Source organism: Chitinophaga parva, from assembly GCF_003071345.1.
Taxonomy (GTDB): domain Bacteria; phylum Bacteroidota; class Bacteroidia; order Chitinophagales; family Chitinophagaceae; genus Chitinophaga; species Chitinophaga parva.
Window position 1 is genome coordinate 1,163,792 of record NZ_QCYK01000002.1, and the last position, 19,594, is coordinate 1,183,385.

Sequence of the window (19,594 nt, forward strand, 5' to 3'; positions counted from 1 at the left end):
TATGCAAGTTACATCGCCCACCATCACTACCGCACCCATTTCCGGCTCCCGGAAGATCTATGTGCCCGGCACTCTGTTTCATCTGCAGGTACCTATGCGGGAGATAACGCTTACGGATACACGCTTGCAAGACGGAACCACCGTACAGCATGCACCCGTTACCGTGTATGACACCAGTGGTCCTTACACAGACGCCGCTACGGAGATAGATGTGCGCAAGGGCCTGTCCCGCTTACGCGAAAGCTGGATAGCAGACCGTGCAGACACCGTGGAATTGCCTGCCCCCAGCTCGCACTACGGTCAGTTGCGCGCGGCCAATGAGAGCCTCGATCACCTGCGCTTTCACAGCCAGCACCGCCCACACAAAGCCATTGCCGGCGCTAATGTATCCCAGCTGCACTATGCCCGCAAAGGCATTATCACCGCGGAAATGGAATACGTGGCCATCCGTGAAAACCAGCGTCTGCAGGAAGCCTTCCGCAACGGGGATGCCACGCTTACCCACCAACACGCTGGACATAGCTTTGGCGCCAATACACCAGCCTCCTGGATCACGCCGGAGTTTGTGCGGGATGAAATTGCCGCCGGCAGGGCCATTATCCCCGCAAACATTAATCACCCGGAATTAGAGCCTATGATCATTGGCCGTAATTTCCTGGTGAAGGTGAATGCGAATATTGGTAACAGCGCGGTGACCTCCTCCATCGAGGAAGAAGTGGAAAAAGCTGTGTGGGCCTGCCGCTGGGGTGCAGATACTATCATGGATCTCTCCACCGGCAAGCATATCCACGAAACAAGGGAATGGATCATCCGCAATTCACCGGTTCCCATTGGCACTGTACCAATTTACCAGGCGTTGGAGAAGGTGAACGGCAGGGCGGAAGCCCTTACCTGGGAGCTTTTTCGGGATACGTTGATAGAACAGGCGGAGCAAGGTGTTTCTTATTTCACCATCCATGCAGGTGTGTTGCTGCGTTATATACCGCTCACGGCCAAACGCCTTACCGGCATTGTGTCGCGGGGCGGCAGCATCATGGCCAAGTGGTGCCTGGCACACCACCGGGAAAATTTCCTGTACACCCACTTTGAAGAGATCTGTGAGATCATGAAAGCTTACGATGTGGCATTCTCCCTGGGAGATGGCCTTCGTCCAGGCAGCATTGCAGATGCCAATGACGCTGCGCAGTTTGCAGAACTGGAAACACTGGGTGAGCTTACTAAAATTGCCTGGCGCCACGATGTGCAGGTAATGATCGAAGGCCCTGGCCACGTGCCCATGCATCTTGTGAAAGCCAATATGGATAAGCAGCTGGCCACCTGCCAGGAGGCACCGTTCTACACGCTTGGCCCGCTCACGACCGATATTGCACCAGGTTATGATCACATCACATCCGCTATCGGGGCCGCAATGATCGGTTGGTTTGGTACTGCGATGTTGTGTTATGTAACGCCCAAAGAGCACCTGGGGCTACCCAATAAGCAGGATGTGAAAGATGGTGTTATTGCCTATAAACTGGCCGCGCACGCAGCAGACCTGGCCAAAGGCCATCCTGGTGCGCAGTACCGCGACAACGCATTGAGCCAGGCCCGCTTTGAGTTCCGCTGGGAAGACCAGTTCAACCTGTCCCTGGACCCGGATACCGCGCGTGCTTTTCACGATGAATCACTGCCGGCGGAAGGTGCCAAGGTGGCCCATTTCTGCTCCATGTGCGGGCCAAAGTTCTGCTCTATGCAGATCACCCAGGAAATACGCAGCTCCGCCGCAGCAGGCATGTTTGAAAAAGCGGAAGCATTTAAAGCACAGGGCCACGAAATCTATTCCTGATGGTGATGGTGGTGACCCTCCCGGAAATGTTGCGGGATGAAGCCCTGCACATCAATGCGATGTTTGCCGCAGGCCTGCAACGGTTGCACCTGCGCAAACCAGGGGCTTCCGAAGCGGCATTGCGCGCGCTGATGGATGCTGTGGATGAACAGTGCTACCACCGCATTGCCTGGCACCAAAGCCATCACCTGGCCATCCGCTATGGGAGTAAGCGCCTGCATTTCCCGGAGTGGATGCGCCTGCGCTACCAACCCGATGTGTGGCGCTTGCTACAGGTAGAGCAATGTGTGCTAAGCACCTCCATCCACAAACCGGTACAGCTGCCGGATTGCTTCAGTTACGCTTTTGCCGGCCCGGTGTTCGACAGCATTTCCAAACAGGGATATACGGCGGGTAATGCTATCCACACGTTATTCACCGGCAATGCATACGTGGCCCTTGGCGGTATTACCGACGCTAATTGCTGCCAGCTTCGTTCGCTCGGTATCCGGAGCATTGCCGTAAGTGGCGCGGTATGGCAGGCTGCGGACCCGGTAACTGCCTTTCAGAAAATAAATACAGCATGGCATACAGCAGACCAATTGTACTAAGCATGGCAGGCCTGGACCCCAGTGGGGGGGCGGGTTTGCTGGCAGATATGAAAACGGTGGAGCAACACCGCTGCATAGGAATGGGGGTGGCCACCGCATGGACCGTGCAAACGGAAAGCCGGTTTGAAAGTGTGCATTGGCTGTCATTACAGGAAATACTTTCCCAGTTGCAGCCATTATTATCGCAGTACAGGATCGGCGCCGTGAAGATCGGCATCGTTCCAAACCTGGAAATATTACGCACACTGTTGCAGGTGCTGCCCAATGTGCCCGTGGTATGGGATCCCGTGCTGGTGGCTAGTGCAGGAGGGAGTTTCCTGCAGGAAATTACGGACCACCTGCTGGAAGAAGTGCTGCACCGGGTTATGTTGGTGACGCCCAATGTGCCGGAAAGCAATGTCCTGCAACTGCCACGTACCGGTTGCACCACCTACCTGAAAGGTGGCCATGATAGAACGCATAAAGGAAGAGATGTTTTGTACAGGGGTATATCGCTTATGCATGAATTTCCCTCTTCCGGCGAGCTGCCTGCCAAGCATGGCTCCGGCTGCGTGCTTTCCTCGGCCATTGCCGCCGGCCTGGCAAAAGGAGAGGGGCTTGTTACTGCCTGCACTAACGCTAAGGCATATACGGAAAAGATATTAGCCAGTAATAACCAACGTTTAGCTTATCATTATGTATAACCGGTTACAATACATTGCCGCCAGCTATGAGCAGCTACAGGGCGCACTGGATGCGGGTTGCACCTGGATACAGCTGCGTTGCAAGAACATCCCGGAAAAGGATTACTGCACCCTGGCCATCCGTTCCAAATTACTTTGTGAGCGCTACAAGGCCACCTTTATTGTCAATGATTCCGTAACGGTGGCACAGTATGCCGGTGCAGACGGCGTACACCTGGGCCTTGAAGACGGAAGCATCCGTGTAGCCCGCAATATCCTGGGGCCGCAGCAGATCATAGGCGGTACTGCCAATACGCTGGTACACCTGCACCGGCGGGTGGCGGAGGGCTGTAATTACATTGGGCTGGGGCCTTTCCGCTTTACCACCACCAAGCAAAAGCTCAGTCCCATCCTGGGTTTGGAGGGCTACCAGTCCTTACTGGCAGCCATAGATTGCCCGCTGCCGGTTTACGCTATTGGTGGCATAACAGCCGCGGATGTACCGGCGTTGCTGGATGCTGGTGTACATGGTGTGGCCGTATCTGGTGTTATCACTGCTGCGGAAGATAAGCAGCACATCGTTTCACAATTTAATCAAATGCTTTATGGCCGCTTTGCAAATAGCCGGTAATACGTTTAATTCCCGCCTTTTCCTGGGTACCGGGAAATTTGGTTCCTCCATGGAAATGGAAGCTGCGGTGCTGGCTTCCGGCACAGAGCTGGTTACGGTGGCACTAAAACGCCTGGACCTGCAGCAACAGGATGATACGCTGCAATACCTGCAGCATGCCCACCTGCAACTGCTGCCCAATACATCCGGCGCCCGCCATGCCAAAGAAGCCATCCTGGCGGCCCAGCTGGCGCGGGAAGCATTGCAGACCAACTGGCTCAAACTGGAAATACATCCCGATCCGAAGTACCTGCTGCCCGATGCCGTAGAAACCCTGAAGGCTACAGCAGCATTGGCCAAAATGGGCTTTATCGTATTGCCTTACATCCATGCGGACCCCGTGCTGTGCAAGCAACTGGAAGATGCCGGCACCGCTGCGGTGATGCCATTGGGTGCTCCTATTGGTACTAACAAAGGGTTGCGCACACTGGATTTCCTGGAGATCATCATTGCACAAAGCAAGGTGCCTGTGATCGTGGATGCTGGTATTGGCGCACCTTCCCACGCGGCACACGCCATGGAGCTGGGCGCTGATGCGGTATTAGTAAATACAGCCATTGCCACGGCACAAGATCCTGCAAAGATGGCCCATGCTTTCAAACTGGCGGTAGAAGCCGGCCGTAGCGCATTTGAAGCCACGCTGCCGGCTGTAAGGGATCACGCCATGGCCAGCAGCCCGCTCACTGCATTCCTGGATGTTTAATGTTTGGTTATGTTCTATCCCGTATTTCAGCAATATAACTGGCAGGAGGTGGCAGACAGTATTTATGCCCAAACCAGTGAAGATGTGCTCCGCGCATTGCAACGTCCCCGGCGCACGCTGGAGGATTTTAAAGCGTTAGTATCGCCGGCAGCAAAGCCTTTCCTGGAGCGCATGGCCGTGGAAAGCCGCGCCCTTACCCGCCAGCGCTTTGGGAAAACCATACAGTTGTATGTGCCCCTGTACCTGAGCAACGTTTGCCAGAACATCTGTACCTACTGTGCATTCAGCATGGATAACCACATTCCCCGCAAAACCCTTACAGATGCAGAGATCCTGCAGGAAGTACAGGCCATCAAAGCCATGGGCTATGAGCATGTGCTGCTGGTTACCGGCGAGGCCAGTCATGAAGTGGGGGTTGCTTATTTGCAAAATGCCATCCGTCTTATAAAGCCATTCTTTGCGCACATTTCGCTGGAAGTACAGCCTTTGCAGGAAGATGAGTATGCGCTGCTCAAAGCAGAAGGCCTGCACACGGTGCTGATGTACCAGGAAACCTACCATGAAGCAAACTACAAACAATACCATCCAAAAGGAAGGAAGTCCAACTTCGTATACCGCCTTGCCACGCCGGACCGGCTGGGTAAAGCCGGCATCCATAAAATAGGACTGGGCACGCTCATAGGCCTGGAAGACTGGCGCACAGACGCTTTCTTCACCGCCCTGCACCTGCAGTACCTGGAGCAAACCTATTGGCAAACAAAATACTCCGTGTCCTTTCCGCGCCTGCGCCCCATTGCACAGGAACAAGGCCACAAGACATTTTCCAAATACATGAATGACGCGGAGCTGGTGCAACTGATCTGTGCCTACCGCCTGCTGCGTGATGACCTGGAAATATCGATGTCTACCCGGGAGCAGGAGCGCTTCCGCGATCACGCGGTACAACTGGGCATTACCAGCATGAGCGCCGGTTCTAAAACAAATCCCGGTGGGTATGCAGTGGCGCCACAATCGCTGGAGCAATTTGAAATTTCAGATGAGCGCAGCCCGGCCGTCATTGCGGCGATGATCAAAGCCCAGGGTTATGAACCGGTATGGAAAGACTGGGATCAAACTTTATGTTGATGAAACTGGCAACAAACGAAGTACTCCGTTATCTTAAACAAATGCAACTGCCTTTTGTAGGCAGCGAAGGGCAGCAAAGGCTGAAATCAGCCAGGGTGGCTGTGATTGGCGCAGGGGGATTGGGCTGCCCGGTACTGCAATACTTATGCGCGGCAGGCATTGGGCACCTCGCGGTATTTGATCACGATGTGGTAGACGCATCTAACCTGCACCGGCAAATACTTTACACGACTGCTGATGTTGAGAAGAAGAAAGTAACCGCGGCACAGGCAATCTTGCAGGCACAAAACCCGTATTGTGAAATAACTGCACATGCCGTAATGATAACAGGAGATAACGTAGCCCTGCTGCAAGGATACGACCTGGTGATAGATGGATGTGACAACTTTACCACGCGCTACGTTGTAAATGATGCCTGCGTGCAGTTTGGGCTACCACTGGTGTACGGGAGCATCCTTGGTGACCAGGGCCAGGTAGCGGTATTCAACCTGGAAGGGAGCCGGCACCTGCGGCATATATTCCCGGAGCCGCCACAGCCGGGCGATGTACCGGATTGCAGTGAGAACGGCGTACTGGGGCCGGTGCCTGGCATCATTGGCACTATCCTGGCCAATACCGCCATCAACCTACTGCTGCGTCGCCCTGTGCTTACAAACCAGTTCCTGCTCATCGATACGCTCACCATGGAACGCACGGTGCTGCAGTTTTAGCCCAGGTCTGGCAGGCAGGCAGTGATGCCGTCCAATACGCGTTTGGTTTCTGTAACATCGCGCACCAGGATGGATTGCGCACCGGCTTCCTTGGCCGGGTAGTCGTTACCGCCGGGGAAAATAGCATCGCCCATAAAAAGCATATCCGTAATAGGTATGTGGAGGATCTCTTCCAGCTTGCGGATGCCATAGGCCTTATCAATGCCATGTTTTGTAACGTCAATGGACGTAGCGCCGCCCAGGTGTACGGAAAAATCGGGCAATGCCGCGTCCAGCACCACCTTCATCTGCTGGCGTTTTGAAAAATCAGGGTCCCACTTTTCCTTTTCCTCCAAAGGCGCCTGCTGACCCAGGCCGGAATAGGTGATCTGGCTGCCCCGGTCTTCTATCAGCTCGCCCCAGCTTTGGGCCGGGCGCACGCCAAATTGGTCAATTGCCTTGTTCAATGCATCCGTGATCTGCTGTTTTTCCGCAGGCGTAAAGTCATCTGCATACAACTGTTTCCATGCGCCATCATACGCGTAAAAGCGGGTGCCGTTTGTGGGCAGGATGGAAAGCCGCTGGCGTATAGCCGTAGGGGGTAGGTGGGCGAGCACTTGTTTTTCAAACTGCGTCCACGCGCCGCCGGAAATAATGGCCACGTGGCCTTTTTGCAGAAGCAGGGCCAGGAGCCCGGCCATTTCTTCGTCAATGGTGGCTTTGCTGGGAGCCAAAGTACCATCGAGATCAAATACGAATAATTGTTTCATGTGAAAAACGGTTTAATACAACTCCACGTCGCTGGTATGCCTGCCCTTGAACTGGAATTGTGTACCGGTTGTTTTCTGCTGCAATAATATTGCCAGCGGGGCTTTGGGAGAGAAAAATAAAACTCCCAGGCCATCTGCTGCCTGCCGTCCCAAGCCAGCACCGGTAACGAAAGTAGCACTTATAAGAACGCCGGGATGTGGGTGTGCGCTGCATCCCGGCGTTTTCCCGCTATTGATTCACGCCAAAATATTCCCAGCCGGAGGCTACGTCCCGGTTGCAGGTCATATTCTTGGTGCCATTCTCAGAAGAAATGAACTTGCCGTTATTACCCCGGAAAGCTACCTGGCCGGCGGCATTGCCTACCCAGTCAAACTTCTCCCAATCCTGGATGGTGGTGCGGTTACAATTGATATCTGCCAGCCCGTTTTCACTGGATACATACAGGCCATTGCTGCCACGCAGGGCAATCTTGCCACCGCCTGCATCCACCACGGTAAAGTTTTCCCAACTACCGAGGGTGCTCACATTGCAGATCATAGGTGCGGTGCCATTCTTGCTGCTTACATACATGCCATTAAAGCCTTTCAGCGTAATGGTCTGGCCAATGGGCGCTGTACCCGGGTTGGTGCTACCGCCATTGGCATGCGCTACCACTACATCGTGCACGGCGCTCAGCAGTGAGTTGGCGCCGGAAGCATCTGCATTCAGGTCCCAGATCATCACGCCTCCGGCAGATGAGAATGCCAGTTCCGTTTTACTCTTGATGGTCGGAATGCCGTTGTAACCAATACCATTGTAGCTGTCGGAATTAGGACTGCCACCGCGGGAGAGGATGTCTTTGTAATCCACGTACTCCGAGGAAGAACGGCCATAGAAGGGCAGGCCCAGGATAGCCTTGTTGGTGGCCAGTCCGCGGCCTTCCCAGTAATTGATGGAAGTAACAGCCAGCGAGTAGGGAGAGTGATTGGGACCATCTCCATCGTAAGCCATCAGGTTCAGGAAATCTACATAACCAAATACGGCCGCCGCAATGCTGGAGCCACCGTCAGATACTACAGCCGCGGTGAGCAGCTTGCCGCGGTTGTGCATCTCGGTGCTCAGCTGCGACATCAGCGCAGTGTAATTGCTGGAAGATGTTCCATTGTCCGGGTATTCCCAGTCAATGTCCACCCCGTCCAGGTTGTACTGGTTTACGAGGTTGATGACTGCATTCACAAACGTGGTGCGTTTGGCAGACGTCCCGGCCAGGCCTTCAAAGCCGCTGTCGTCCCCATTGTTCCATCCACCTACGGAAATGAGCACCTTTACGTTGTGCTGGTGCCCAAGGGTAACGAGGGATTGCAGTTTGGACGGGTTGTCCAGCGCCTGCAGCGTGCCGGATGCGTTGGGCAGGATGAATGCATAATTGATGTGCGTCAGTTTTGAATACTGCACCGCATTCACATCGCCTGCCCAGGAGGGCATGTAGCCCACCACGCGAAAATCCGCGGCAGATATGGCTCTTGGAGTGGTGCCGGCCTCACCGCCGGTCTTGTTGATCACTTGTTTGGAACAGGCACTCATGCCGAATAAGAATGCCATCGCGAGCAGGAAACGGAGATAACTTACAATTTTCATACGTTAATGGAATTTGGGTTTATTAATAATGAATAAGCACAATACAGCGGCATCCCCCCGGCATCAGCCGGGCAGCGTGTTACAAGCCACAGATCGCCGGCAGGCGTGGTTGTCGTGCCGGTGAAACAATTACAACAATTTTAATCAGTGAGAAGCAAGGGTGATGAGCCACATTGCCAATTCCTGGCCGGGAAACAATGATGTGATACGGAGAAATGTACAGAAAACAGCCGCCGGTAATTGGTTTATAATATGGAGATCGGGTAACATCACGAACCGGTGGTAGTCGGTGGTCCTTAGTGCTTCATGATGAAGATAAGAATAAAATCCGGTAAAACAAACCCGGAGCTGTAAACTTCCCGGGCATCTACAGGCCGTCCTGCGCCGGGATTAAATATTGGTTCCCCAAAAAAGATTCATCCTTGCCTGTGAACATCTTCAGGGATGTGAGCGTTATAGATGGATAAAGTGCCGGGGCGACCGGTAACGGAAGGCCGGTTTTCGTAAATAAAATGGCTAATTGACGAAATATCGCGAACGGGGCAAAGGGCAGTTTTAATGAAAGTCAGTACCAGCAAGGGTTCTGGAGAATGGCATGCAAGTTGGCTAATGAGAATGACAACCCACATACATTAAAACGGAAGAAAATGAGCTTCACATCTTATTCCATTTTCACTGGCAAGCCTGGCCCGGAGCAGGATAGCCGGGCGCTGGCCACGGCGGCCATGTTGTACCAGGTATTGGCAGACGAGCACCGGCTGGCCCTCTTTGCCCGCAATTGTTACTGGGACACCGGCGGCGGTAACGAGACCACTGTACGGCGTTATCACCAGCGTTTCTGCATGGAAATGGATATTGTAATAGATGCAGTGCGCCGCAGGCTTTGCGATACCGGTTATTATACCGAGGGCCTGCTGGACGAGATGCTGGGAGATGCATGCAATGAGGCCGTGCGTTATATAGCCAGTGGCAAGGAGCAGTTGCAACTGCTGCAACACCGGCTCGAGGGATTGCGCAACCGCCTCCACCGTTACCTGTATCATACCTGCAAATGTCATATAGACGGGGATATGCGCGCGTTCCTGATGGGACTTTCCCGCCAGCACGAGCAATGGTCTGCATATTTAAATATTCACCTGGCATAGATTAAGATATTACGATCAACATGCCCTTGTTTCAGGGACCACTTTCTTTCAGGAGAATAGTTTGATAAATGGTTACATATGTGAAGGCGGCTGCAATTCTTTGCGGCCGCTTTTTTGTGTTTATATTTGACGGTCCGGATGCCGGGCCGTATTAATTTATTGTTATGAAACGTATCCTTGGTACATTGGTGCTCCTGTTTGTATGGCACAGCACATTTGCACAGGTAACCCATATTGTCTTTACATCCGACGTACATTTTGGCATCAGCCGCAAAGAATTCCGTGGAAAGAAAAAAGTGCCGTCAGAAACGGTGAACAAGGCCATGATTGCGCAAATGAATATCCTGCCAGGACTGGAGCTGCCCAGAGATAAGGGTGCAGGGGAGGGCCAGGCAATTGATAAGATCAGTTATGTGGCTATCACCGGCGACCTGTGTAACCGCCAGCAACCGCCGTACCCGCCTGCAGCGGTGAGCTGGAAACAGTTCACTAAAGCATACCTGGGCAAGCTTACACTCCATGCGCCCTTACTGCTGGTACCCGGTAATCATGACGCATCCGATGCGACCGGTTATTATAAACCGATGAAACCCGCTACCGACAATAGTTCCATGGTAGGTATCTACAACCTGGAGATGAAACCCGCCGTAAGAACTGCCGCTACTTTCAATTATAAAAAAGACAAGATCCATTACACCCGGGATATTGGCAAAGTGCATTGCATTTTTATCAGCATCTGGCCGGATAGTGAAGAACGGGGCTGGATGGAAAAAGACCTGCGCCATGTGGCCGCAGGCACCCCGGTGCTCATCTTTGCCCACGATCCCCCGGACGGTGATGCATCGCATTTTATCAATCCCTTCCCGCCGCATACGATTAATAAAAAGGATCAATACCAGAACCTCCTGTCAGATACCCTGCACACGCCACCTACGAATACCTATGAGCAGGAACAGTTTGCCCGTTTCCTGCAGGCGCATCCCAACATCCGGGCTTACTTTCATGGCCATGAAAACTGGAATCAATACTATACCTACAGTGGCCCTTCCAAAAACGTAGCGCTGCCGGTGTTCCGGGTAGATTCCCCGATGAAAGGCAAGGAGTCTGCCAGTGATGAGCAGCAGTTGTCATTCCAGCTGATCAGCATTGACCAGGCAACACTGCAGCTTACGGTGCGCCAGCTGTTCTGGAATGCGAAGCCGAAGAAGGATGGGGGCCGTATGGAGTGGGGGGATGTGAAGACGATCTCGCTGCGTTAACAGCCCCTTCGCAAACGCAGGAAAACCGCTAACTTAGCGGGGATATGAAATCAGCCTCTGTTGCGGAAATAAAGAAGGAATTGCTGCAGGTACCTCACAAAGACCTGGTGGAGATCTGCCTGCGTTTGGCCAAATACAAAATGGAAAACAAGGAGCTGCTCACCTTTTTGCTCTTTGATGGGGATAACCTGGAACGCTACATCGAGTCTGTAAAGACCTTCCTGGACGAGGAGTTTGCCGCATTAAAATATTCCAATCTTTACCTGGTAAAAAAATCCCTCCGCCGTATCCTGCGGCTCACGAACAAGCATATACGTTATACCGGTTCCAAAACGGCGGAGATAGAGCTGCTCCTGTATTTCGGCAAGAAATCCGCGGAATCCGGCATCCCTTTCCGGCACAGCGTGCAGTTATCCAATATGTATGACCAGTTATTAAAAAAGATCCGGGTGGGCATAGAAGCCCAGCATGAAGACCTGCAATATGAGTACCGCCGCGAACTGGAGGCACTGCGCAAGGAATTTTGATGCCGGTTATGCCTCCCTCCGGGAAAAATCCCGCTTTTTTTTAAGTTGTCAAAACCTACTGACATAAGGTTGTCACACCGCGTGTGGTTCTTTGTATTGTAAAACAAAAACACACAAATATGAACCTGAATTCCATCTTCCTGAAAGAGCTTGATCAAGAATCTGTGACCACCCGTAAAATGCTGGAACGTGTACCAGGCGATAAGCTGGGCTGGCAGCCCCATCCCAAGAGCATGACCCTGGGCCAGCTGGCATCGCATGTGGCAGAGTTGCCCGCCTGGGCGGATATGGCCCTGCACACCGACGGCCTTGATTTCCAGGCCAACCCTTATGAGCCGATGGTGCCTAAAAACACCAAGGACATCCTGGATTACTTTGAATCGTCCCTCTCTACCGGCCTTGATGCCCTGAAAGGTAACGATGGCAGCCAGCTGGATAAAGAATGGACCCTGAGCGTCGGTGAGCAGGTCCTGGACCGCCGCACCAAGGCCGAGGTGATCCGCATGACGCTGAACCAGATCACCCACCACCGTGCCCAGTTGGGCGTGTACCTGCGCCTGCTGGACATCCCCATCCCCGGCAGCTATGGTCCGTCTGCAGATGAGCAGTAGGTGATGGTATAACAAAACGTAACTTTCCTTCCGCCGAAACAGTGGAAAAAGGTCAATGTCCACTGGTGTGGGCATTGACCCTTTTTTGTTTGCACAAACATTTCCTTTCATCCTGTTTTTTTCATGATCCGTGCGAAAATAAATTTTCAGAAAATTTTGAAAGTTCCGAATATTCCGTAATTTTGAGTTATCAACGAAGCGATAACACATGAACACCTTAGCTTACCTCATTTATCTCTTCCTGACCTACCTCATTACCGTACGCGTAGGCCTGCTTTTTTACCGTAACGGCCGCCTTTTCATCCTGGAGCTGCTGCATGGCGATGCCGCCCTCGCACAGTTTATCAACCGCGCCCTGCTGGTAGGCTATTACCTCGTAAACCTTGGTTACGCTGCCCTCATGCTGCAGCGCTGGAGCACCGTCAATAACCCGATGGAGCTGCTCGTCAGCATCACCACCATGACCGGCAAGATCATGCTCACCCTGGCCTTCATGCACTTCGCGAACATGGGCTGGTTGTACCTTTCCCGCGAAAAACTGCATTCAATCAAGCCTCCGGAATCATAGCATTGGGTCACTTCTCCCACATCATGATATTGGTTCCATTCACCAACAGCACCGCATTCATTCAATAAATCATAGTTGTATGCAAACCGTTTATAATTTTCAGGCTTACCTGATCTATCTCCCCGTGGTTACTATTTTAACATGGTATGTGGCGCACATCCTGTTCAAAAATGGAAAGGTGTTCATGCTGGATATTTTCCATGGCAGGGCAGACATTGCCAGCGCTACCAATAAACTCTTTGAAACCGGCTTCTACCTGCTCAACCTGGGCTTTGCCTTCTGGATCATGGAGATCAGCCGTGAACTGCCAGGCGCACGCTCTCTCATGGAAGCCCTGAGCACCAAGCTGGGTGGTTATTGTGTGTACCTGGGCGTTATGCTCTTCTTTAATCTTTACCTGTTTTTCCGGGGCAGGAAAAAATCAAGACAGCATGGTTTGCAGGTACCCATTGTGCCGCCTCCCCCTGTTGGCCCTATACCTACCGTCACCGTTGGTTAAACGAAAGAGCGCCGGCCCCCAGGGCTGGCGTTCTTTTTTAAACATTCTCCCATGGCGGAGCCGGCCTGCTTTTGGCATCATATTTTGGGCATGCAGGGATAAACCATGTCTTATGTCTGTTACATTACCAGGCGTTGAAAAATCCCGACCAGCTATTGGGCACTAAAGCCCTGCTGGCATAAGAAGGCATAGCAGTTCATCCGCATGCATAGTCTGGATACAGGGAGCATCCATTCCGGGCATGCAGACATTGTAAGAATACATCCATCCTTAACATGCGGGCGTTACTAAAATAAATTTGAGCATCCATCCTGGCGGCAAACGCCCTTGCGATCTTCATAGGGACGTTTGCGTTGCCAGGCTAGTCCCACTGTACAATAATGATGCATACATCGCTCGGGTCACGGAGGGCAAACTCACGCGGGCCCCAGGGCTGGCGCTTGATGGCCTTCAGGTTGGGGTGCAGCAACTCCGGGAAACGTTCGGACACCATGGCAAAGGCGGCCTCGATATCGTCTGTCTCTATACGGATCTCCGGGCGGTCCTTGGCGGCAAATTCCGCGCTTTGCACCAGGTGGATCTTCAGATCGTCCCGTACAATAACGGCGAATGGCTCGCCCTGTTTTTCTTCGTAAGCGATGGTAAAGCCCAGGCAGTCCACGAATACCTGGTAGCCCACGCGGATGTCCGCATAAAAAATATTGGGGATGAGTTTTGTGAAGCGCATACTGCAAGAATAGGATTTTTTGCCGATGCCAGGTATCAGGTGTTGCAACGTTTATATGAACGGAAAAGCCCCGGGGCCATTTTCACCGGTCAGTTTGCTCCTTTTACCGGTGGTCCTGTGCCGGTAGCCTAGGGTTTATTGGCGCCGTACATTTGTTTACCCAATTTTACAGCGTTGATCTAAACACTCCTCACATGGACAACCAAACTCAGTATGTATTACAGGTAGCAGACCTGCAGGTGCGCTACGGCAATGTACAGGCGGTAAAAAGCGTTTCGTTTGGCGTAAAACCCGGCGAGATCTTTGGCCTGCTGGGCCCCAATGGCGCCGGCAAAACCAGTACCCTCAGCGCCATCGAAGGCTTGCTAACACCCAATGCCGGTACCATCACCGTAGATGGCTACAACATCACTTCCCATCCCCTCCATGCCCGCGCCTCCATGGGCGTGCAATTACAGGCCAACAGCTTCCAGGCAGAGCTTACCATCACCGAGATCGTGCAGTTGTATGCAGGCATTTACGGGGTATCACTCAACAACGCTGCCCTGCAGCAAATGCTGGACCGCATAGGCCTGGCCGATGCTGCAAACCGCCGCTACGGCCAGCTTTCCGGTGGCCAGCAGCAAAGGGTGTCCCTTCTCATCGCCATTGTGCACGATCCCAAACTGGTACTGCTGGACGAGCCCACCACCGGTCTCGATCCCCAGTCGCGCCGCGCATTGTGGGAACGCATTGAAGCGCTGCGCACACAGGGCCATGGCATCCTGCTCACCACGCACTCCATGGAAGAAGCAGAGTCTGTGTGTGACCGTATTGCCATCATTGATCATGGCAGCATCATCGCTACCGATACGCCGGAAGCTTTGATTGAACGGCACCGCCACGATGCGGAGGTGATCGCCGTGTCCCGCAAAGGGCGCATCACCCTGGAAGATGTATTTATTGGTTTAACCGGCACCAGCGTGCGCGCTTAAAAAACAACTGTTATGCAAACGAGCATCCCTTCAACTGCAACTGCACTAAAAAGCTTACTGCGTGCGGATCTGACCACCCAGTGGAGAAACCGCCGCTCCATGATATTGATTTTACTGGTACCGGTGATCATCCTCTATTCCTGGCGCCCGCTGGTCGATAAATTTGGTGCTGCTTACATATTGTCCAGCGCTATCACCATTGGCCTGGTGGCCATTGGTCTCATGGGTTATTCCAACTCCATTGCCCGCGACCGCGAGAAAGGTGTATTCCAGCGCCTGCGGGTGGCACCCGTGCCCCGCTGGTCCATCATGGTGAGCCGCCTGTTGGTACAGCTGGCCATGATCCTGCTGCTGGTGGTCTTCGTATACGTGGGTGGTTATTATTTTGATCATGTCACCATCAGTGCTTCCGGCTACGTGGTTACATTGTTCACTGCATTGATAAGCGGCGCCCTGTACCTGAGTATAGGCCAGATCATTGTAGGCATGCTGAAGAATCCTGAAACCGTGAACGCTACTTCCCGCATGGTGTATTTCATTTTCATCTTCGTGGGCATGCTGGGGCAATTTGGCCAGCTGGGTGAACAGGTGAAAACGATCACGGAATGGTCGCCCTACGGTGTGGTGCGCAACATTCTTGCCGGCGGCATGGACATTTCCCACTGGACCCACGATACTACATTGGCCCTGTTGGCTACAATAGGCTACACCATTGTGTTTGCCGTGATCGGCATCCGCAATTTCAAGTGGAGCATCAAATAAAACACGCCATTCTTTTACCTGGAACGCGGCCTCGTAAGGGGCCGCGTTTCTTATACCAGGAATGCCGCCCATGCCATAAGCACTGTCTGGAAAGGAATGCGCTGCCATAAATAGGAGGGGCCTGGCCCGGTATGATCTGCCCTGACCAGGTTCACTTTTTTCATACAGGCATATACATTAGCCGGCAAGATGAGGATGAAAAATACCAGCAGGCAGATGGCTGTGATGCTGCGCCATGCAGGAAGGAGCAGGCCAATGGCAGCTGCCATTTCCAATACACCGGTAAACAATACAATGAATTTTTTGGCAGGAAGGAGGGGAGGCAGCATCAGCACCATGCCGGATGTGTACATGAAATGGCCGACGGCGGTAAGCAGCAGCATGGCGCTCATGCCAATGCTGGCGGGCCATACCAGCTGCCAGCCTCCATGTACGGAATGAAAGACGAGCAGAGAGCTGAGGGAGGCGGAGGCCAGTACGATGATCAGTGGTTTCATGGCGTGCGTTTGAAGACAAAGGTGGGCCAATGATCGCAAGAAAAAATGACCCGGGTTAGTTTCTGCATTCAGCGTGGCTGCCGTCTGATCCTGCTCAGGCGTTCGGGATGTATGCCCAGGTAAGAAGACAAATTCTTCACGAAGATCCGGCTCACTATGTCTGGGTGCTCTTCAAACAGGTGCTGGTAGCGCTCCTTCGCCGTAAGTGAGAGGAGTTTCAATTCCTTTACACTACGCCGGATGAACTGGTGCTCCGCCACGTGCCTGCCCACCCTCTCCGCCGCCGCACCGGTTTTATATAATGTTTCCAGGTCTTCGTGATGAATGCGGTAGGCCTTCGTAGCCTCCAGGGCCTGGATATTGATGGCGGAGGGGCGCGCTGCAAAAAAGAGTGAAGGCGGTGGCAAAATGGTCGACAAGAAAAAATCAAACGTGTACTCCCGGCCATCTTTTGAGAAAAAAGACCGGGTCACGCCTTCATAAATGAAATAGAATAGATATGCTGCTCCATTTGGCCTTCGCGGTAGAGGAATTCGTCCTTTTTAAAACCGGCCGGCTGCAGATGATCCCGGAAAATGACCCATTCCGGCTCTGGGAAGAGGGTTAGTTTTTCCAGGGCGGCGCGTACAGCAAGGAGGTTTGTCATTGGGGTAAAGATAGCACGCATTCAAATATACCAATGACTTTCAATTCCAGTATTTCGTCTGCTTGTAAATGAATAGGAGTAAACCGGTTATCCGTTGAGTGTGGTATCAGTTTTATTGCAGTGTGTAGGTAGCTCCCATCGCTGGTTGCAATTTTTAAACTCTGGTATTCCTTTACTGTATAGGAAGACCCGGGAATAGCTTCCTGTGGATCTGTCATTTCAACTAGCACAATTTGACCCTCTCTACTGCCACCACTGTACTTCCTAAAAAGACAGACAGCCCCGTTGGGTATTTTCTTATTCATCGATTCTCCTAATACCTGGCAGGCAAATAGATCTTCACTATGGCGAATACCGGGAGGCAAGGGAACTTGTTCAAATTCACTGCTGACAGCCTGGGTTGATCCAAATTGCCCTGCGGCAACCTTTATACTATAGAGCGGAACAGTTGCAATTAGTCCGATTTGCGCCGTGTAGGTTTCCTTGAACCATGGTATATATTTTGCAAAATGCTTTCGCAAGGCGTCGTTACAAACGTAAACGTAGGTTCCTTCAATGCCACGGAGGAGAAGGGTTTTGTAAATATTCCTGATATATGTTTTCAGTTGTACTTTATCCTTCACCCCCCGCTTACCAGCCTTGTCCTTGTAATTGTCTTCGTAGATAACAATGGACTCTTGTATTTCATCATAACCTATTTCGGGGCCGAATATTACGCCAGCGTAGTTGAGATCATAGCCTTGCACCGTGTGGATGCAACCCACTTCATCTTTAGCACCTTTAGAATTTATCCAATCTTTTGTTTTGTGGTTCCATTTTAATTTCACATCTCCAATTTCTATGTCGAACTTGCTTTTGTCCGATTTGGATAGCCAGGGCCAGGCAAATCCTGCCACCACTCGACAAAGCTCAAATTCCCGTTCGCGAAGGGCAATCTGTTCGATAAACACTTTCAGATCGTCAAATAAAAAGAAATCGTACTCTGGAAATTTAGCCATTTGTTGATCTTTGGGCAACTCATCATTGAGCAGACGGGTTACGAACCGCTGGTATTTGTTGCCACCTTTAGCCCTGAATTGTGAGGTAAGGTATTCGACCTTCGTATGCTCGTGATCATTTTTTAACTTATCAAATTCCTCCTCCGGCACATCGCTTGGCTTGATGCCTTGAAACGCATCATAAAAGAGTATGGTTTTATCGGATTGTTTCAGTGTCCAGTCTAACTCAGTATGAATATGGGGGGTCATACCCAATGTAATAGACTTTTGTTTAAAAACATTCGAATGTCTTGGCATAAGGTTTTTGTCCTGGCGCAGGCGGTGAGACTCATCTACAACGAGAATGTCATAATGTTTTTTGGTGGCGTCGTTAGGGCCTATAACCATATTTGCCCTGAGGCCGTTTATCTTCGAAAAGACCCTTGATAATGAGCCACGGAACGAAATAACTGGCACCACTATTGCGGCTTTTGGTTCCGGGTATTTCTCTTTCAATTTCCAAACAAGGTCTCTCAGTTCCGTTTGTTCAGCGGCTTCAAAATCTACGAAACTGAAATCCTTGATAGGGGTATGTAAAAGCTTGAAGAAGAAGATTGCCAATACAGACTTTCCGGTGCCGGCGCCTCCTTCAATAAATACCGTGCGATGTTTATCATCTAGTACAGCGCGTATAATTGTAATAAGCCCGGCTTTTTGATCTGCACTCAATGTCTTGAAGGGCGATAACTTGAAGAGTTCAGCATTTTTTATTTTTTCCAGCGAACCATCTGCCAGTCCTTTTTCGATAAGTTGTCGCCAGATCTGCTGGAAGAAATCTTTGTAAAGCTCATTTTTTTGAAAGTAACTATGGGAACCCATCCCGGCATTTGCATTAAGCAACTTAAATTTTCCATCGCCAGTCATGTAATTAATAAGATTGGCTTCAAGATCCAGTGTGATGGATTTGTTGAAAAGGCGGCTGTTAAGCACGTGGGCATCAATGAGCTTTGATTTAACGGGTGTATTCAGGTGGGCCTTAAAACGCTGGTTAACGTCGGTTGTCTCACCTATATAGATTTCTTTACTACTTTGATTGCTCAACAGGTAAACGATTGGCCAACCCTCGTCAGCAAAAAATTCGTTTTCGATTTTTTCAGGAAGGGATTTATCGAATGGATAGGTTACAATAGAAAATGGATGAATTTCACTCATAGTTCATCATATTTGCGCGCGTTGCCTTTGGCCTTGTTCGCAGGGTATTTTTGAGCGTTTTGGCTGATCTTATCGGTAACTATTTCGTTGATGTCAAGATTGTATTTGTCTGCCAGCAGCAACGCATAGGCAAAAATGTCTGCGAGTTCCTCCTTTACCTTAAGTGGATTTGCCTCCCAGGGCTGTTTCCACAGGAAAAGCTCGTTAAGCTCAGCAGCTTCTATACTCAAGGCCAGGGCCAGGTCCTTCGGATTGTGAAATTGCGACCAGTCACGTTCGAGGTTAAATTGCCTCAGTTTCTCAGTCAGTAATTGCCAGTCTTTCATGGTACATGCTTAAAACTTAAATGTAAAGATTATCCTGCATATATGAGTTTCAATATGATTCCGGGCGGATCGTCCCCACTATCCGGAATGATAGTCCTACCTAACCATCTGAAAATCAACTAAATTAATCAAGCCGGAAAATATTTTTTCACCCCCCTGATACACCGAATCAATTTTTGTTTCTACTTTTGCTTAACGGTGTTAAAAAACTT

The 19,594-nt window shown here is 51.5% G+C and carries 23 protein-coding genes; 15 read left to right on the plus strand and 8 right to left on the minus strand.

Annotation, left to right across the window (positions count from 1 at the left end; genetic code table 11):
* Position 1 precedes the first annotated feature (1 nt).
* The 7 genes from thiC to DCC81_RS15140 are packed head-to-tail and all read left to right on the plus strand — an operon-like array spanning position 2 to position 6,285.
* Positions 2–1,825, plus strand: coding sequence for a phosphomethylpyrimidine synthase ThiC (thiC, locus tag DCC81_RS15110; protein WP_108687441.1), 1,824 nt, complete (start codon positions 2–4; stop codon positions 1,823–1,825).
* The gene (locus DCC81_RS15115; RefSeq protein ID WP_108687442.1) at positions 1,825–2,415 is read left to right on the plus strand and encodes a thiamine phosphate synthase; all 591 of its coding nucleotides are present in this window, start codon (positions 1,825–1,827) and stop codon (positions 2,413–2,415) included. The genes thiC and DCC81_RS15115 overlap by 1 nt, the downstream gene beginning before the upstream one ends.
* Positions 2,388–3,098 carry a hydroxymethylpyrimidine/phosphomethylpyrimidine kinase gene (locus DCC81_RS15120; RefSeq protein ID WP_108687443.1) on the plus strand — a complete coding sequence of 237 codons (711 nt, stop codon included), beginning with the start codon at positions 2,388–2,390 and terminating at the stop codon, positions 3,096–3,098. The genes DCC81_RS15115 and DCC81_RS15120 overlap by 28 nt, the downstream gene beginning before the upstream one ends.
* On the plus strand, positions 3,091–3,708 hold the full coding sequence (gene thiE / locus DCC81_RS15125) for a thiamine phosphate synthase (protein WP_108687444.1): 618 nt from the start codon (positions 3,091–3,093) through the stop codon (positions 3,706–3,708). The genes DCC81_RS15120 and thiE overlap by 8 nt, the downstream gene beginning before the upstream one ends.
* Entirely contained in the window at positions 3,683–4,450 is a 768-nt protein-coding gene (locus DCC81_RS15130) for a thiazole synthase (RefSeq protein ID WP_108687445.1), read from the plus strand. The genes thiE and DCC81_RS15130 overlap by 26 nt, the downstream gene beginning before the upstream one ends.
* 9 nt (positions 4,451–4,459) lie before the next feature.
* Positions 4,460–5,575 (plus strand): 2-iminoacetate synthase ThiH, encoded by a 1,116-nt coding sequence (gene thiH / locus DCC81_RS15135; protein ID WP_108687446.1) that lies wholly within the window; start codon positions 4,460–4,462, stop codon positions 5,573–5,575.
* Positions 5,575–6,285 (plus strand): HesA/MoeB/ThiF family protein, encoded by a 711-nt coding sequence (locus DCC81_RS15140; protein WP_108687447.1) that lies wholly within the window; start codon positions 5,575–5,577, stop codon positions 6,283–6,285. Before thiH ends, DCC81_RS15140 begins: the two co-directional genes overlap by 1 nt.
* Here the strand turns inward: DCC81_RS15140 and DCC81_RS15145 are convergent.
* A complete protein-coding gene (locus DCC81_RS15145) occupies positions 6,282–7,034 on the minus strand; it encodes an HAD-IIB family hydrolase (protein ID WP_108687448.1) in 753 nt (250 codons plus the stop codon). The two genes, DCC81_RS15140 and DCC81_RS15145, sit on opposite strands and share 4 nt — an antisense overlap.
* 229 nt (positions 7,035–7,263) lie before the next feature.
* Positions 7,264–8,652: a glycosyl hydrolase family 18 protein gene (locus tag DCC81_RS15150; RefSeq protein ID WP_240612997.1), complete on the minus strand. Its 1,389-nt coding sequence runs from the start codon at positions 8,650–8,652 to the stop codon at positions 7,264–7,266.
* 647 nt (positions 8,653–9,299) lie between these two features.
* Between DCC81_RS15150 and DCC81_RS15155 the strand changes: the two genes are divergently transcribed.
* The 6 genes from DCC81_RS15155 (at position 9,300) to DCC81_RS15180 (ending at position 13,261) form a co-directional block, all read left to right on the plus strand.
* The gene (locus tag DCC81_RS15155) at positions 9,300–9,797 is read left to right on the plus strand and encodes a hypothetical protein (protein WP_108687449.1); all 498 of its coding nucleotides are present in this window, start codon (positions 9,300–9,302) and stop codon (positions 9,795–9,797) included.
* Positions 9,798–9,961: 164 nt separating this feature from the next.
* On the plus strand, positions 9,962–11,056 hold the full coding sequence (locus DCC81_RS15160; protein ID WP_108687450.1) for a metallophosphoesterase family protein: 1,095 nt from the start codon (positions 9,962–9,964) through the stop codon (positions 11,054–11,056).
* Positions 11,057–11,100: 44 nt separating this feature from the next.
* Positions 11,101–11,583, plus strand: a complete 483-nt coding sequence (locus tag DCC81_RS15165) for a hypothetical protein (protein ID WP_108687451.1) — start codon at positions 11,101–11,103, stop codon at positions 11,581–11,583.
* Between the two features lie 119 nt (positions 11,584–11,702).
* Complete coding sequence (locus tag DCC81_RS15170) at positions 11,703–12,194, plus strand: DinB family protein (protein ID WP_108687452.1); 492 nt, start codon at positions 11,703–11,705, stop codon at positions 12,192–12,194.
* Positions 12,195–12,402: 208 nt separating this feature from the next.
* Positions 12,403–12,762 carry a hypothetical protein gene (locus tag DCC81_RS15175; protein ID WP_108687453.1) on the plus strand — a complete coding sequence of 120 codons (360 nt, stop codon included), beginning with the start codon at positions 12,403–12,405 and terminating at the stop codon, positions 12,760–12,762.
* A gap of 79 nt (positions 12,763–12,841) precedes the next feature.
* Positions 12,842–13,261: a hypothetical protein gene (locus tag DCC81_RS15180; protein ID WP_108687454.1), complete on the plus strand. Its 420-nt coding sequence runs from the start codon at positions 12,842–12,844 to the stop codon at positions 13,259–13,261.
* A gap of 361 nt (positions 13,262–13,622) precedes the next feature.
* Here DCC81_RS15180 and DCC81_RS15185 read toward each other — a convergent pair whose 3' ends face one another.
* A complete protein-coding gene (locus DCC81_RS15185; RefSeq protein ID WP_108688261.1) occupies positions 13,623–13,988 on the minus strand; it encodes a VOC family protein in 366 nt (121 codons plus the stop codon).
* Between the two features lie 194 nt (positions 13,989–14,182).
* Here DCC81_RS15185 and DCC81_RS15190 point away from each other — a divergent pair, with 194 nt between their 5' ends.
* Together DCC81_RS15190 and DCC81_RS15195 are read left to right on the plus strand one after the other, a co-directional pair.
* Positions 14,183–14,962, plus strand: coding sequence for an ABC transporter ATP-binding protein (locus tag DCC81_RS15190; RefSeq protein WP_108687455.1), 780 nt, complete (start codon positions 14,183–14,185; stop codon positions 14,960–14,962).
* Positions 14,963–14,974: 12 nt separating this feature from the next.
* A complete protein-coding gene (locus DCC81_RS15195) occupies positions 14,975–15,724 on the plus strand; it encodes an ABC transporter permease (protein ID WP_108687456.1) in 750 nt (249 codons plus the stop codon).
* A gap of 50 nt (positions 15,725–15,774) precedes the next feature.
* Here the strand turns inward: DCC81_RS15195 and DCC81_RS15200 are convergent, their stop codons facing one another.
* From DCC81_RS15200 to DCC81_RS15215, 5 genes are all read right to left on the minus strand, one after another.
* The gene (locus DCC81_RS15200) at positions 15,775–16,221 is read right to left on the minus strand and encodes a DoxX family protein (protein WP_108687457.1); all 447 of its coding nucleotides are present in this window, start codon (positions 16,219–16,221) and stop codon (positions 15,775–15,777) included.
* A 68-nt stretch (positions 16,222–16,289) separates the two neighbouring features.
* Complete coding sequence (locus DCC81_RS15205) at positions 16,290–16,640, minus strand: Crp/Fnr family transcriptional regulator (RefSeq protein WP_165806600.1); 351 nt, start codon at positions 16,638–16,640, stop codon at positions 16,290–16,292.
* A 50-nt stretch (positions 16,641–16,690) separates the two neighbouring features.
* Positions 16,691–16,867, minus strand: coding sequence for a hypothetical protein (locus DCC81_RS25570; protein ID WP_165806601.1), 177 nt, complete (start codon positions 16,865–16,867; stop codon positions 16,691–16,693).
* The gene (locus DCC81_RS15210) at positions 16,864–19,056 is read right to left on the minus strand and encodes a DNA/RNA helicase domain-containing protein (RefSeq protein WP_108687459.1); all 2,193 of its coding nucleotides are present in this window, start codon (positions 19,054–19,056) and stop codon (positions 16,864–16,866) included. The genes DCC81_RS25570 and DCC81_RS15210 overlap by 4 nt, the downstream gene beginning before the upstream one ends.
* Positions 19,053–19,382 carry a nucleotide pyrophosphohydrolase gene (locus tag DCC81_RS15215; RefSeq protein ID WP_108687460.1) on the minus strand — a complete coding sequence of 110 codons (330 nt, stop codon included), beginning with the start codon at positions 19,380–19,382 and terminating at the stop codon, positions 19,053–19,055. Before DCC81_RS15215 ends, DCC81_RS15210 begins: the two co-directional genes overlap by 4 nt.
* Between the last annotated feature and the right edge of the window lie 212 nt (positions 19,383–19,594).

Bases quoted from the DNA above. Each gene is read 5' to 3' on its own strand.
- thiE (WP_108687444.1), top strand. From the start codon at position 3,091: ATGTATAACCGGTTACAATACATTGCCGCCAGCTATGAGCAGCTACAG.
- DCC81_RS15215 (WP_108687460.1), bottom strand. From the start codon at position 19,382: ATGAAAGACTGGCAATTACTGACTGAGAAACTGAGGCAATTTAACCTC.
- DCC81_RS15200 (WP_108687457.1), bottom strand. From the start codon at position 16,221: ATGAAACCACTGATCATCGTACTGGCCTCCGCCTCCCTCAGCTCTCTG.
- DCC81_RS15180 (WP_108687454.1), top strand. From the start codon at position 12,842: ATGCAAACCGTTTATAATTTTCAGGCTTACCTGATCTATCTCCCCGTG.
- DCC81_RS15120 (WP_108687443.1), top strand. From the start codon at position 2,388: ATGGCATACAGCAGACCAATTGTACTAAGCATGGCAGGCCTGGACCCC.
- DCC81_RS15155 (WP_108687449.1), top strand. From the start codon at position 9,300: ATGAGCTTCACATCTTATTCCATTTTCACTGGCAAGCCTGGCCCGGAG.
- DCC81_RS15195 (WP_108687456.1), top strand. From the start codon at position 14,975: ATGCAAACGAGCATCCCTTCAACTGCAACTGCACTAAAAAGCTTACTG.
- thiC (WP_108687441.1), top strand. From the start codon at position 2: ATGCAAGTTACATCGCCCACCATCACTACCGCACCCATTTCCGGCTCC.
- DCC81_RS15130 (WP_108687445.1), top strand. From the start codon at position 3,683: ATGGCCGCTTTGCAAATAGCCGGTAATACGTTTAATTCCCGCCTTTTC.
- DCC81_RS15140 (WP_108687447.1), top strand. From the start codon at position 5,575: ATGAAACTGGCAACAAACGAAGTACTCCGTTATCTTAAACAAATGCAA.
- DCC81_RS15150 (WP_240612997.1), bottom strand. From the start codon at position 8,652: ATGAAAATTGTAAGTTATCTCCGTTTCCTGCTCGCGATGGCATTCTTA.
- DCC81_RS15185 (WP_108688261.1), bottom strand. From the start codon at position 13,988: ATGCGCTTCACAAAACTCATCCCCAATATTTTTTATGCGGACATCCGC.
- DCC81_RS15165 (WP_108687451.1), top strand. From the start codon at position 11,101: ATGAAATCAGCCTCTGTTGCGGAAATAAAGAAGGAATTGCTGCAGGTA.
- DCC81_RS15210 (WP_108687459.1), bottom strand. From the start codon at position 19,056: ATGAGTGAAATTCATCCATTTTCTATTGTAACCTATCCATTCGATAAA.
- DCC81_RS15160 (WP_108687450.1), top strand. From the start codon at position 9,962: ATGAAACGTATCCTTGGTACATTGGTGCTCCTGTTTGTATGGCACAGC.
- DCC81_RS15190 (WP_108687455.1), top strand. From the start codon at position 14,183: ATGGACAACCAAACTCAGTATGTATTACAGGTAGCAGACCTGCAGGTG.
- DCC81_RS15175 (WP_108687453.1), top strand. From the start codon at position 12,403: ATGAACACCTTAGCTTACCTCATTTATCTCTTCCTGACCTACCTCATT.
- DCC81_RS15145 (WP_108687448.1), bottom strand. From the start codon at position 7,034: ATGAAACAATTATTCGTATTTGATCTCGATGGTACTTTGGCTCCCAGC.
- DCC81_RS15170 (WP_108687452.1), top strand. From the start codon at position 11,703: ATGAACCTGAATTCCATCTTCCTGAAAGAGCTTGATCAAGAATCTGTG.
- DCC81_RS15115 (WP_108687442.1), top strand. From the start codon at position 1,825: ATGGTGATGGTGGTGACCCTCCCGGAAATGTTGCGGGATGAAGCCCTG.
- thiH (WP_108687446.1), top strand. From the start codon at position 4,460: ATGTTCTATCCCGTATTTCAGCAATATAACTGGCAGGAGGTGGCAGAC.
- DCC81_RS25570 (WP_165806601.1), bottom strand. From the start codon at position 16,867: ATGACAAACCTCCTTGCTGTACGCGCCGCCCTGGAAAAACTAACCCTC.